The organism is Streptomyces sp. NPDC050619, from assembly GCF_040654815.1.
In the GTDB taxonomy this organism is placed as follows: domain Bacteria; phylum Actinomycetota; class Actinomycetes; order Streptomycetales; family Streptomycetaceae; genus Streptomyces.
This window is the reverse complement of record NZ_JBFAIR010000031.1, coordinates 1-12,509: the sequence shown is the minus strand read 5'-3', so window position 1 is coordinate 12,509 and position 12,509 is coordinate 1. Positions and strand designations below refer to the sequence as shown.

Below are 12,509 nucleotides of genomic sequence, written 5' to 3'. Positions count from 1 at the left end.
GGATGCGTTCGGGTGACACGTGATGGCGGCGTGATGGCATCCGGTGACCGCCTCGGCGGCCGGTCTCAAGCCGCCCGGTCTTCTGACGCCGTAGCGGTCTGGTGGTGTTTGCGGTCGGCGCGGGTGAGGGCCTTGTCGATGGCGGTGACGGCGTCGCGGGCGGCGTGGGGGAGCAGGTGGCCGTAGAGGTTGACGGTGGTGGACAGCGTCGAGTGGCGCAGGGTCTTGGAGACCACGGCTAGCGGGACCCGTGAGCTGATCATGATGGTGGCGGCGGTGTGGCGCAGGTCGTGGACGCCGATCCGGGGCAGGCTTAGCTCCTCGGAGCGCCGGCGCAGCTCGGTCAGGATGCCCTGCGGGCGCAGAGGGGAGCCGTCCGGCTGGCAGAACACCAGGCCCGCCAAGGGGGTGCCGGGGGGCTGGCCGGCCCGAGCGACGGTGGCCTGGCGCTTGAGTGCGGCAGCGACGCGCGGGGACAGGCTCACCCAGTTCCGGCTCGCCTTGGTTTTCGGTTGGCCCAGGTAGAGCCGGTTGTTGTTGACGGCCGTGAGATTCCACCGCACCAGCAGCGTCTTCTCCGGCAGGTGGACATCCGTCCAGTGCAGGCCGAGGGCCTCGCCACGGCGCATACCGGTACCCAGAAGCAGCTCGAACAGGTCGGCCAGTTGGTCGCCGTAGTGGGTGTGGTTGTGCCGCAGGAACGCGGCCGCCTGGGTGGGGTTCCAGCAGATCCGCTCCTGGGCCGCGGGCCGCGGCAGCATCGCGTGCCGGCACGGATTGTCCGCGATCAGACGGGCGCGCACCGCGGAGCCGACGGCGCTGGAGAGGGTGGCGCCGATCCGGTACACGGTGGTGCGCCCCCGGCCGCGGGCGAGCTCCGCCTCCTGCCAGGCGACGATGTGCCGCGGCCGCAGGTCCTGGATGGCGAGGCGTCCGAAGGACGGAATGAGGTCGGCACGGACGTAGTCGCGGTAGCGGACGAACGTGGTGGGCCTGAGTGACTCCTCCTTGGTGCGGATCCACTCGCTCAGGAAGGTGGCAAGGGTGAGGTCCGCTTCGCCGTACAGGCCCGTACGCTCGCACGTCAGGGCGTGCTCCAGGGCGGCGTGAGCGGCCTTGCGGGTGGGAAAGCCGCTGCGGCAGTGCGGCATTCGTCTGCCATCGACGGACGGCAGGTCGACGGCGAAGGCCCACGAGCCGTGCCGGGAACGGCCCTTGAGCTTCGGACAGGCCGCGCCGAACTGCCGGCCGTCGGGTCGACGGCAACCGCAGCGTCGGTAGAGACGACCGCGCTCAGGGGAGCGAGGAGCCATGATGCCCACCTCCAGAGGGGGGAGTGCGTTGACTCCACGGTGACGGCGTCGCCCTCCGGCGCGTTAGCTGGCGGATCATGGCGTACGAGGGCGGGTGCCATCACCTCGCCGTCACGAGACACGCGCCGCCACGGCTGAGCAGCAGTAACCCCTTTGGGTAGCGCAGCGTCTCAATTCTTTGGCCCCATGCAGCAGGTTGAGATCTACGCGCTGCACCGTCTCCACTGGTTAGCATGCTCGGGACACCAACGGTAATAGCTATCGTCGAAGTTGCGGCCGTGCGTGGCTCGGCCGTGCTGCGGGCGCCACCCCCGCCAGTAGCGCGTGTTACAGCGGTTGCATAGCGGCGCTCGTACAAAGCCGTGCGTGTGGCAGTGGTCCCACACGCTCGCCTGTGCCGTCATGCAGCTCGCGCACATGAACCGCGCCGCGGTCGGCCATTTCCGTCGGCCGGGGGGATCGACGCGGTAGCGCTCACCCGCCAGTTCACCGTCGTACACGGAGGCGTTCGAGTCACTGCCCCGCGGACCATAGACGACCCCGGTGCGGGTGTATTCGCCTTGCTCGGCCACCACCGCATCCCCGACCCGCTCGAACCAGCCGGCAGCATCCTGGCCGTGGTGTGCTCCGAGGCACGAACACTGACATTCAACGCCCGTGGCCTCTAGACATGCTCTGGTGCACTGCGAAAGCTTCGACATGTCTCGCCAAAGCACGATGTACCCGTACCGGTCGATCGCAGCCGTCACCAACCGCACCAGACAGCTCCGCGGCAGTTTCCACCGGTCATCGTCGAGCTTCGGAGAACGGATGCCTACCGTCTCGTGCAGCCAGCCGCGGTTGCCCTTCCGAGGCGGGATCTTGGCGATGACCTCGCCATGTAACGGGAGCCACAACATCGCCACGGGCCCGATGCCAGGGTTGGTGACGACGCGTCCATCGACGATTCGAACCGGTAAGTCGGCCGTCATGATCCCACGGTGACATGAACATTGAAGGTCGGGAAGCCCGCCTCCTGGCAGCAGCACCTTGGCCTAGACCCAGACCTCGTGCTCGTTGCGGTAGTGCGGCCAGGGCTGCCCACCCCGACGCGCGGCAAGCAGGTGCTTCATGCCAGCAATCCACGAGCCCGGCTGGACAAGCTCGATCATGTAGCGATCCAGTTCGGAGCGGCCCATCTGCAACGTCCAGCCCGGGGTCATTGTCAGGCCTCCGGGCAGGGACACGGCACGGAACTGCTCCTGGTGATGGATCTCCATGACGACGTCTCCCGGCTTAAGGTTGGCCTTCCCTGGCGGACGAACCCAGTGAGCATCGAGGCCGACGACCCGTAGCAGGTCGGCAAGGGCTGGTCCGGAGGTCTCAACGGTCATCGCGGCGTAGTCGCCGATCAACCGGGCGCAGACCACGGGGTGCAACGGATAGTTCGCCCATGGCACCCGTAGCGGATTGCGGGCCGTGCTGTCCATGCTGGTGAAGTGGACGTTGTGGTCCTCTCGGCTGGCGGCGATGCCCGCGTTCTCTAGCGCGGCACCCACGGCCTGCTGAAGTCGCTCGTTGAACTGTGCGGAGGATAGGCCCTGCTGAACACATCCGTATTGGTCGACGACGTACAGGGCTCGGCTGCCGGGCACGGCAGTAGCGTGGATGCCTTCGGTCGCAGCTTGCTCCAGGGCATCGCGCAATACGTCTAGGTGTGTGCGCAGTGGCAGGTCCAGGTCATGCAGGAGCTCTGAGGCGTTACTCCCCGGCAGCGGACCGCCTTCCAGCACCGCCGCCCTGGCCTGGTTGATCCGTCGGATCTGGGCGCTCTTGCGCACCTCCGGGTTCGTCTTGATCTCTTCGGTGCATGGTGGATTGGCTCCATCCCAAACAGTGACGTCGCCGATGCGCAGGCAGTTGGTCAGGTCATGCAGGAGAGCGAAGGAGCCATTCTCCTTGAAGACTTCCTCGACACGATCAAGCTCGGCCTGCAGTCCGGCCTTGCCGTACATCGGGCCCGGTGGGTCGTTGCGGCACAGGGCGAGAATGAACGGGCGGTGGAAGCCGAAGACACGCCAGGCCAACGCGTCGCCTACCGAACGCAGTTGGCGAGCCAGCCGCTCACACACGTCGTGCTCGAACCGCCAGGTCTCCATGTTGCCGAGGTCACGGCCCGACCGCGGCTCGGGGGCCTCCAAATGCGGCGACTTCCTCTTCCGCATCCGGTCTGCGGCGCGCTTGAGCTCCTTGCGATCCTTCTCCACCTCCAGCAGCCGGGTTAGCAGATCCCGCTGGAAGGCGACACCGGCCTCTTCCGTCGTACAGTCCCGCAGCTGCTGGATGAGCGTGGCCAGGACAGGCTGCATCTCCTGATGTCGCGGGTGCGCCAGCACCTCGTCGGGATCGTAGTAGTCGGCGTCGAACAGTTTCACCTCGCCAGTGTGGCGATCCACCTATCTTGACGCGACGGTTTTTCTAGGTTTCTACCGAGTGCGGCTGGCGGGCGCGAGCGACCGTTAGGGGATCACGAAGGTCACGCTGTAGCGAGCTCGTGTCACGGCGACGTACAGCTTGAAGCGACTGCCATCAGTCAGCTCAGACTCTCGATTCTTGTAGTATTTGGTGATCGGCTGGGTCGGAAAGATCAGCACCCGATCGAAGGTGCATCCCTTCGACTGACCGAAGTTCATCGCTTCGAGACCCTGGGTCTTGGTTCGCCTGTCCCAGCGCAGCACGACCGGGTCGTACCTCTCGACATATGCCGCTACCTTGGCCGGCGTGATGGTGGAGACGCCGTCATGACCGGTGCTCTCGGTGTTCTTGGAGATCGTTCTCGGCAAGTCCGGGAAGAGGTCGTCGGCGAAGTCGCAGATCTCCTGGTTGCAGCGATAGCTTTCAAGCCGGTGCTCGATCTCGCAGATGTCCTTGCGCTCGTCCAGCCAGTCAGCGATGCCGCTGCCCTTGTACCGCTTGTTCTTGGTCGCGTTGTTGGTTGCGAAGGTGGCTTGGCGCGGATCCCCCACCATCGTCATCGCGATGGGCGACGTGAGCAGCAGGTCGAGGACGTCGAGGTCGTAGCCGGCGAGGTCCTGGACCTCGTCGATGTAGATGTGGTCGTAGATCTCGGTCAGCCGGCCTACGACCTTGCCGCCACTACGCTGATCGGCCTCGTAGGCGAAGGCAGCCACGGCGTCACGGAACATGTCGCCGTTGGAGTCGAGGTAGTACTTCTTGACGTTCGTTTTGGGGATGAACCTGCTGCGCTCGCCGACGAAGTTCAGTCCGCGCATCACGCCCACGTCGTCGAGGACGGCGCTCTGGTACGGGCGAGCGCACTGGTTCAGCAGAAACGTGAACCAGGTCATGACCGTGACGTGCTTCGGCAGCAGCCCGGTGCCGGTGCTCAGCCGATCGACCAGCTGGTTCATGTTCTCGGTCGTGTAAGTGGTCACGAGCACCCGCCGGCTCGGGTCACTGAGGACACAGTCCACGATGTGCTGCGTCTTGCGGGAGCCGGCCGCCGCCAACACGGCGAGGTTGTTATGCGACGGCATCGGCAATGTACCCCGGCATCGTGACGGACTCGGCGGACTCGAAGATGGCCAACGCGACGGTGGTCTTGCGCGCCTTCATGTACGCAAGCAGTTCGTCGTCCGTGGTGAAGGTCGTTCCCAAGATGGCGTTGAGCGCGGCGCGCCCGTTCGCCTTGAGCAACTGCGGTTCCAATGTTGGGAAGTCCTTGTCGTCACCCACGTGCACCGAGATGTTGGGGAAGCCGCCGAAGCTGGCATACCTCACCTCCACCTCCGCGGCGTCCTTGCCGTCGTTGTCGGTGACGACCGCGACCTGGTTGTGCTCCAGCAGCGACGCGATGTCGAGGAACCGCTTGAAGGACAGCCCGCGGATGTTGATCACGTCGACACCGTCCTCGGCGGGCAGGCAGCCGTGGACATCGAGGTAGGCGCGCTGGATGACGAGCTCGTCCGACGGGCCCTCGACCAGGATCGAGCGGCGGGCCAGGACGACCCGCAGGGTGTCGTAGCCCGACAGCTTGCGGAAGTAGTCCTGGGTGTCGGCCAGCAAGCTCGACAGGCGGAAGCCCTGCTCGGCGGACAGCAGGACGAGGTTCTCCAGACCGAGCTTGTTGAGCACGTAGGAGCTGTGGGTGGTGATGAAGACCTGCTTGTCCTCGCACTTGGTGCTGATCTTGCGGATCAGCTTGCCCAGGTTCGGGAACGACAGGTGGTTCTCGGGCTCCTCGACCAGGACGATGTGCGCGTCCTCTACCTGCTTGTTCAACGCCAGCAGGATCTTTAGGGTGTTCTGCTCCCCCTTGCCGACAAACTGGAACGGCAGCTCGTCGAGGTGGGGCACGATGTTGCTCTCCCAGTTGGTCTTCTGGGAAACGTCGATGCTCAGGGTCAACTCACGGTCGCTGACCTCACCTTGGGCCCCACGCAACTTCTCGTTGATCTTGACGATGGCTTCATCGTCGGCGAAGTTCTCGCGCAGGCTCCGGTACGCGCGGGCCAGCTCAACACGCTCGCTGGCCTCCAGGTGCGAGCTGATGATGCCGTTGAGGTAGTAGTCGACGCCGCTCTGAAGATGGATGTTGGTGGCGTCGATCAGGGAGGCCGTGGCTGGAATGCGGTGGAAGGTGATGCCGTTGCCCGCAAAGTCGAGCCAGTCGACCTTGTAGTACTCGGTCGGCACCAGGCGGACCTGCAACGGATCTTGCACGAACTCCCGGTACTCCGCCTCGTAGTCCGGGTTCAGCATCACCCGGATGCGGACACCCGGCTCGTCGCTCTTGAGGAGGTTGTTCATCCCTTTCAAGGTGGCCGGCGCGGTCTTGCCGTCGAGGAACAGGTCGATGATGACCTCGGGTGGCTTGGCCTCAAGACCGTCACGCAGAGCCTGGGTGTACTCGTCGACGACTTCCTTGTTGAACAGGTACGGCGACAGCTCTTGGGCCAGGAGCCGGCCTCGGATCCGACCCGTCAGGGCCAGGCCGATCGCTTCGAGGAGCGTGGACTTCCCTCGGTCGTTGTCGCCGACCAAGATGTTCATCTTCGGATCGAACTCAAGAGTGAAGTCTCGAAACGTCCGGTAGTTCTTAACGACGATCTTGGTGAGCACGTCGCCCCCGTGTTACATATGCCCTATTTTATGATCACCCGGCGATCTCTGCGGGCCTAAGGTGTGTAGCAGTCACGGTAGTTGTCATACATACCTACCGGTGCAGCCGGGGCTCAGGAGCGTAGCAGGCGTATCACCCTCCGACGGGAAGCGACCGAACTGGCCAGCATGGCCCCTTTGTTCGACAAGTCGGCGGAGGCAGAGTCAGACCCCAACGCGGAGCGCTAGGCGGAGGAGTCATCGGAGCCGCCGGCGCTTGGGGCAGACCCGCTTTCAACCTCCGTTTGAGCAGGCCATCCCCACCCTCCACCTGGCCTGCTCAAACGGAGGTTGAAATAGCCTCAGTGGCGGAATGCATCATGACCGTATGACGACGGACCCGCAGCGCGATCCCTCCGAGCCGATTCCCGCAGCCGACTCGGGGGAAGAGGGCGTGGAACAACTCTGGGAAGAGATCGATGCTAGTCACAGGCTTGTGGATCCACCTCCAGATCTCCCTCCGCCGCTGACGGTGACAGCCCCGTTGCTCCTTCAGGTGGAGCAGTTGTCCTGGGAGAGCCTCGAGCGTCTGATTGTGGCGCTGGCCCGTGAAGTTGAGGGTGCGGTCCGGTCCAGGTTGTACGGCAGGAACGGGCAGAAGCAGCACGGCATCGATGTCGTGGGGTACTTCGAGGATGGCAGCTTGACCGTCTATCAGGCCAAGCGCTGGCAGAGTTTCACCGCTGATGCCCTCTCGGATGCGGTTCGGATGTATGTCGAAGGAACCCGCCCCTTCGACGCTACTCGCTTCGTGCTGGTCACCACTGCCTATACCGGTGACACTGCGGTGGAGGATCGGCTCCATCAACTGCGTAGGGACTATCACCCACTCGACATTGAACTCTGGGGCCGGCAGCAGCTTTCGGACCTGCTCTTCCCGCAACGTGCCTTGGTTGACCGCTTCTTTGGGCGGGCGACGGCGGATGGGTTCTGCGCAGACGGTCCGGATTTCGGCACGCAGCACACCCATACCGTGGTGGGCTCCCCGATCCGGGACTTCACCGATCCGTTCGCTCTTGAGGTGCACCGTGTCATCGAGGCCGAAGAGAGGGATCCCGGTGACCGGCTGCCCCCGCTGCCGGCCTACATCAGCCGCGAACACGATGTGCGGGTGGACCAGCTCGTCGCACGGGCTGCTGCCGAACAGAGCGCTCTGGCCGTACTTGTTGGCGACTCTTCCACGGGCAAGACACGAGCATGCTGGGAGGCTATCCAGGCGCTACCGGGCGACTGGCGACTCTGGTATCCGATTGCTCCAAGCCCAGCGGAGGCACTCCTAAATGGCATGCCGTGCGTCGGGCCGCGGACGGTGGTCTGGCTCGACGAAATCGAGCCCTACCTGGCGTCGCCTCAACTGGGCGAGCAGGTGGCCGCGGCGCTGAGGGAGCTACTTAAGGATCCCACCCGGGGCCCGGTCGTGGTCTTGGGAACAGCCTGGCCGGAGCACTGGGAAAGGCTTACCCTGCCGCCCGCTTCGGGCGCACCGGATGGGCACCGAGAAGCCCGCCTGCTGCTTGCCGGCCACAGTGTCCTCGTCCCCCGTTCGTTCGATGAGCCAGCTCTGCTGGAAGCAGGCAGAGCAGCACACGAGGACCGGCGGTTGGCAGAGGCACTTGACCGAGTCGGCGACGGACGGATTGTCCAGTACCTCTCTGCCGCTTTCGCTCTCATGGAGCGCTATACGACTGCCCCGGCCCCCGCGCAGGCCGTGATCCATGCAGCAATGGATGCCCGCCGGATCGGATGCAGTGGAGCACTGCCTCGAACGCTGTTGGAACTGGCTGCCGTCGGCTATCTCACCGATGACGAATGGTCTGCCCTGAGTGAGGGTTGGTTCGACCAAACCCTCTCCGTGCTTCAACAGCCCTGCCGCGGCGCGACCAGTCCTCTCAGCCTGGTGCGCCCCCGTCCCGGTCAGGTAGTTCATGCGGAACCCCATCTTCGTCTTGCCGACTATCTCGATCACCATGGACGGTCGAGTCGGGCGACCGAGCCTGCTGCGGCTTCGCTCTGGAGTGCGCTTCCCGAACATGCAGAGATGGATGATCTTGCGGGCTTGGCGTGGGAAGCCCGAAACCGCGGTCTCTTTCGATACTCGTTCCAACTCCATCTGCGTGCCGACGCCGCGGGTATCGAAGACACTGCCTGGCTCGCGGGCGATCTGATGGAACGAGCCGAGCAGCACCAGGAAGCCTTGCGCTGGTATCAGCGCGCAGTCGAAGCTGGGGACGAGGACGCCTACGCGAACCTGGTCGAGCTGTCGGAGGCTTTCGGCCAGAAGGATGAAGTAGTCGACCAGCTGACACGACTGGCCGAAGGAATAGATGAGCTCGCGCTCTCCTGGGTTCTCGAGCTGACAGCCGACTCGCGCAGTACGGATGAGGCAATCTCGTGGCTCGGCGGACTCGCCGACCGCGGTGACGCCGCTGCCGCCCGCGAAGCCGGTGAGAAGCTTCAGGAGAACGGCCAACTAACAGAGGCACTTGAGTTCTACCGGCGAGCAGCACTTTCTGGCGACGCACTCGCGATCCGGCAGTCCGTAGGCATGGTGTGGAACACCGATGGTCCTGATAGGGCCCTTGCTTGGCTGAACGAGCTGGCTCAAGAAGGGGCCAGTGACCTGATGGTCACGGCCAACACACTTGCTCAGGCTGGTCGTTCGGCCGAGGCGCTCTCATCCTTCAAGCGTGCGGCTGACGCTGGCCACGACATGGCCTTCGGTGTCGGAGCGGAACTGGCCGTGAAGTGTGAAGGACTGGAGCAAGCTGCAACGTGGTTGGAGCCATTCGCGACGGCTGGCCGGCCATTCGCCTCGGCCGCATATCTCGAAATCCTAATGGAGGCAGAGCGTTCTGACGACGCGCTGCGCTGGTGTCTGGAGCCCGAGAGGCGTGTGGACATGGCAGTGCTTCACACCGCCGCGGAGCTGCTGGTCGCGGAGGGGCGCGAGGACGAGGCGCTACGTTGGCTGGGCTCCTTGGCTGAGCAAGGACATGTCTTCGCCCTCTGGCGCATGGCAGGGCTTTCTGAACAGCTCGGTCGAGCTGACGAGGCGGTGTCGCGCGCGAAGAAACTCGCCAAGCAAGGCCACACATCGGCGCTCCATCTCACGGCATTCCTCACTGCGCGACAAGCCAACGGCGATGAGGCTCTTTCCTGGTACAGGAAGGCAATCTTGGCGGGAGAACCGTTTGCTATCGCCGAGATGGTGGATCTGTTGAAGGAACTAGGGCGTCAGGACGAAGGCGATCGCTTGCGTAAGTATGGTTTGGAAGCCGATGGGCAGATTGCGGGCGGCGCGGACTGACCTGCTGCTGGGGTTGCTCGGGAATGCCTTGCTGGCGCGATCGAGGCTGGATGTGAATCCTCCGGGATCACCTTTGACGTCGTTGCGGTCTTCAAGACCGCGGACAATGCTCTGGCAACACCGTTCCTCGGCCATCGCGATGGGCTGCCGCGTCTGCGAACGCCTCGAGGACCCGCAGCGGGCTGCGCCGCTGCTCGGCCCCCCACATGGCATGTGGCCTACTGGAGCAGCGACGCGGACACTCAGGCGGCGAGTGCCCCGTCCTGTCCATCGTCACGGTGAGAATCGGCGAGGCCGGTGATGGCTGGCTCTGCCCGGTGTCCTCGTACCCCCACGACCTGTAGGGCCGTCAGCGTGGCCAAGTACCGTTCCTTCTCTGGGAGTTCGTCATGCATGGCCTGCTTCGAGTCCGCAAGAGAAGTTGGGCGTCGCTGACTGAGAGCCGAGGCGCACATATGTTCACTTGCCCGCTCCCAGCTGAGGCGCGACGATGGAAGCGCCAGAGTTTGTAGCGGCTCCCATCGATCAGTGGAAGGCGGTGCGTGACTCGACGAGGCTGTCCGGCGGAGGCCAGAGTGAATAGACTCCTTTACTCGGCCGAGTACGCTGGATGCTGACCTCGAAGAATGACCCATCGCACGCCGCTCATAGAGCACCCAACTGGGGGTCAAGGGGTCGCAGGTTCAAATCCTGTCGTCCCGACCAGCTTTGATGCAGGTCGGAGGCCGTTCTCTCGTTTGCGGGAGGGCGGTTTTTCGTGTGTCTGGAGGGCTGGTGGTCGCACTGTGGTCGCGGCCCGGGGTTGGGGCCGGTTCGCGGTGGCACGGAAGCCGGGCGGGGCGGGGAGCGGAGCCGGTTGAGGGCTTCGCGGAGTGGTTGGATGTGGTCGCGCGGTGATCGCAGTCGCGTCTGCCGGGACTGCCGGTCGGTCTTCTGTTCGGCCCGGGTGAGGGTGTGTTCGATGGTGTCGACGGCTTCGCGGGCGGCTTGCCGGGTGAGGTGGCTGTAGATGTTGGCCGTGGTGGACAGGGTGGAGTGGCGCAGGGTCTTGGAAACCACGGTGAGCGGCACACCGGCGGTGATGGTGAGGGTGGCGGCCAGGTGGCGCAGGTCGTGAACGGTTACCCGGGGGACTCCGGCTTCTTCGGACAGGTGCCGGAGCCGGTCGAGGACGGCGCTGGGCCGCAGAGGTCGGCCGTCGAGGCGGCAGAAGACGAGTCCGGCGAACGGATCGCCCGGGCGCCTGTGGGCGCGATTCTTGGATCGGGCTCGGCGTCGGAGGGTGGCGGCGACGCGGGGTGAGATGGCCACCCAGTTCTTGCTGGAGCGGGTCTTGGGCGGGGTGATGACGAGCCGGTTGTTGTCGATCGCGGAGAGCGTGCACCGCACGTACAGCACCCTTTCGGTCAGGTGGACGTCGTCCCAGTGCAGGCCGAGGGCTTCGCCTTTGCGCAGGCTGGTGCCGAAGAGGAACTCGAACAGGTCGGCCATGTCCGGGTCGGCCTGGTGGCAGTGTCGGAGGAAGCGGACCGCCTGGTCCGCGGTCCAGATCCGGCGCTCCGGCGAAGGCGGACGGCGCAGTGCCGGTGGGCTGGCGGGATTTTGACACGGCGTCTCCACAACGCCATCTCCAGTGCATCCAGGGGGAGTTCGGTTCGCATGTGGCTCGCGACCTGGCAGCCGACGATCATCCTGGAGTACACGTCCAGGACGAACGCCACATATACCCAGCCCGACCAGGTGCGGACGTACGTCATGTCCGCCACCCAAAGCTGGTCCGGACGCGATGTAGTGAAATCGCGGTCGACCAGGTCCCGGCGGCCGTGGCGCTGACGGCTCCGGGATAGCGGTACGGCGCCGCTGCCCACGGATCACGCCCTCGATGTCCAGCTCGGCCATCAGCCGTTCGACGGTGGAGCGGGCAACGTCCACGCCCTTGCGCCTGAGGGCGCGAGTGATCCTGCGGGCCCCGTAGGTGCCGCCGGACTCGGCGTGGATCTCCTCGATGAGCGGCATGAGCTGTTCGTCGCGGAGCCGGCGGGCCGACTTCGGCCGCTTGTTGCGGGCGAAGTACGTCGACGGCGGCAGGCCCAGTTCCCGGCAGACGGGATCGACCCCGAGACCCTTTTCACGCAGGTGGTCGATCACCTGCTCGGCCTCGTCCGGGGACGGTCGATCTCCTGGGCAAAAACCCGCTGGCGGCTTTGAGGATCTCGTTCGCCCGCTTCAACTCAGCGTTCTCCTTGCGGAGTTGCTTGAGTTCCTCGCGCTCGGCGGTGGTGAGCCGGTTGTCACGCTCGCCGCTGTCGGCCTCGGGCTGGCGGACTCAGCCGCGCAGGGCCTCTTTGCGGATGCCGAGGTCCTTCGCGACGTGGGCGATCGGCCGACCGGTGGCGCGGACCTCGCGGATGGCGCGCTCGCGGAGCTCGTCCGGGTATTTACGGGGTGCTGCCATGGTGCTGGTGGTTCTCCTTCGCCAGGACCGTAACCTGGCATCAGGGACTCCACAAATCCCAACACAGCTCACTCGTAGGTGCGGCGGCTTCGGGGGAGTGGCGCACAGGTGACCTCGCCGGCCCAGAAGAAGTCCCTGGGGTCTGTCCCCAGGCTCAGTGCAGCACTTCGACCGCCTCTTCGGCGAGGTCCCGCAGCACGGCGCTGATGCGGCGCTGGTCGGCGTTGTTCATACGGCTGACGGGCACGGAGACATTGAGGGCGACCGGCATGGG

General features: G+C 65.0%; 8 protein-coding genes and 3 pseudogenes. 1 reads left to right on the top strand and 10 read right to left on the bottom strand.

All coding sequences use genetic code 11. The annotated features are described in order from the left end of the window. Positions 1-65: 65 nt before the first annotated feature. The 5 genes from AB0I77_RS38170 to AB0I77_RS38150 form a co-directional block, all read right to left on the bottom strand. A complete protein-coding gene (locus tag AB0I77_RS38170; protein WP_363287391.1) occupies positions 66-1,313 on the bottom strand; it encodes a site-specific integrase in 1,248 nt (415 codons plus the stop codon). A gap of 203 nt (positions 1,314-1,516) precedes the next feature. Beyond that, a complete protein-coding gene (locus AB0I77_RS38165) occupies positions 1,517-2,284 on the bottom strand; it encodes an endonuclease domain-containing protein (protein ID WP_363287390.1) in 768 nt (255 codons plus the stop codon). Positions 2,285-2,347: 63 nt separating this feature from the next. After that, positions 2,348-3,727, bottom strand: coding sequence for a hypothetical protein (locus AB0I77_RS38160; protein WP_363287389.1), 1,380 nt, complete (start codon positions 3,725-3,727; stop codon positions 2,348-2,350). An 84-nt stretch (positions 3,728-3,811) separates the two neighbouring features. Further along, a complete protein-coding gene (locus AB0I77_RS38155; RefSeq protein WP_363287388.1) occupies positions 3,812-4,825 on the bottom strand; it encodes a UvrD-helicase domain-containing protein in 1,014 nt (337 codons plus the stop codon). A 10-nt stretch (positions 4,826-4,835) separates the two neighbouring features. Next, on the bottom strand, positions 4,836-6,434 hold the full coding sequence (locus AB0I77_RS38150) for an AAA family ATPase (RefSeq protein ID WP_363287387.1): 1,599 nt from the start codon (positions 6,432-6,434) through the stop codon (positions 4,836-4,838). Positions 6,435-6,867: 433 nt separating this feature from the next. Here AB0I77_RS38150 and AB0I77_RS38145 point away from each other — a divergent pair, with 433 nt between their 5' ends. Next, the gene (locus tag AB0I77_RS38145) at positions 6,868-9,780 is read left to right on the top strand and encodes a hypothetical protein (RefSeq protein WP_363287386.1); all 2,913 of its coding nucleotides are present in this window, start codon (positions 6,868-6,870) and stop codon (positions 9,778-9,780) included. 274 nt (positions 9,781-10,054) lie between these two features. Here AB0I77_RS38145 and AB0I77_RS38140 read toward each other — a convergent pair. The 5 genes and pseudogenes from AB0I77_RS38140 to AB0I77_RS38120 all read right to left on the bottom strand — a co-directional run. Further along, positions 10,055-10,123, bottom strand: a pseudogene (locus AB0I77_RS38140) (GNAT family N-acetyltransferase); the annotation flags it as partial. A 302-nt stretch (positions 10,124-10,425) separates the two neighbouring features. After that, positions 10,426-11,265, bottom strand: a pseudogene (locus AB0I77_RS38135) (site-specific integrase); the annotation flags it as partial. Further along, positions 11,187-11,537, bottom strand: coding sequence for a DDE-type integrase/transposase/recombinase (locus AB0I77_RS38130; protein WP_363287498.1), 351 nt, complete (start codon positions 11,535-11,537; stop codon positions 11,187-11,189). The gene AB0I77_RS38130 and the pseudogene AB0I77_RS38135, both read right to left, overlap by 79 nt. 112 nt (positions 11,538-11,649) lie before the next feature. Further along, positions 11,650-11,928, bottom strand: a pseudogene (locus AB0I77_RS38125) (IS3 family transposase); the annotation flags it as partial. Positions 11,929-12,106: 178 nt separating this feature from the next. Then, positions 12,107-12,235, bottom strand: coding sequence for a transposase (locus tag AB0I77_RS38120; protein ID WP_363287385.1), 129 nt, complete (start codon positions 12,233-12,235; stop codon positions 12,107-12,109). Positions 12,236-12,509 lie beyond the last annotated feature (274 nt).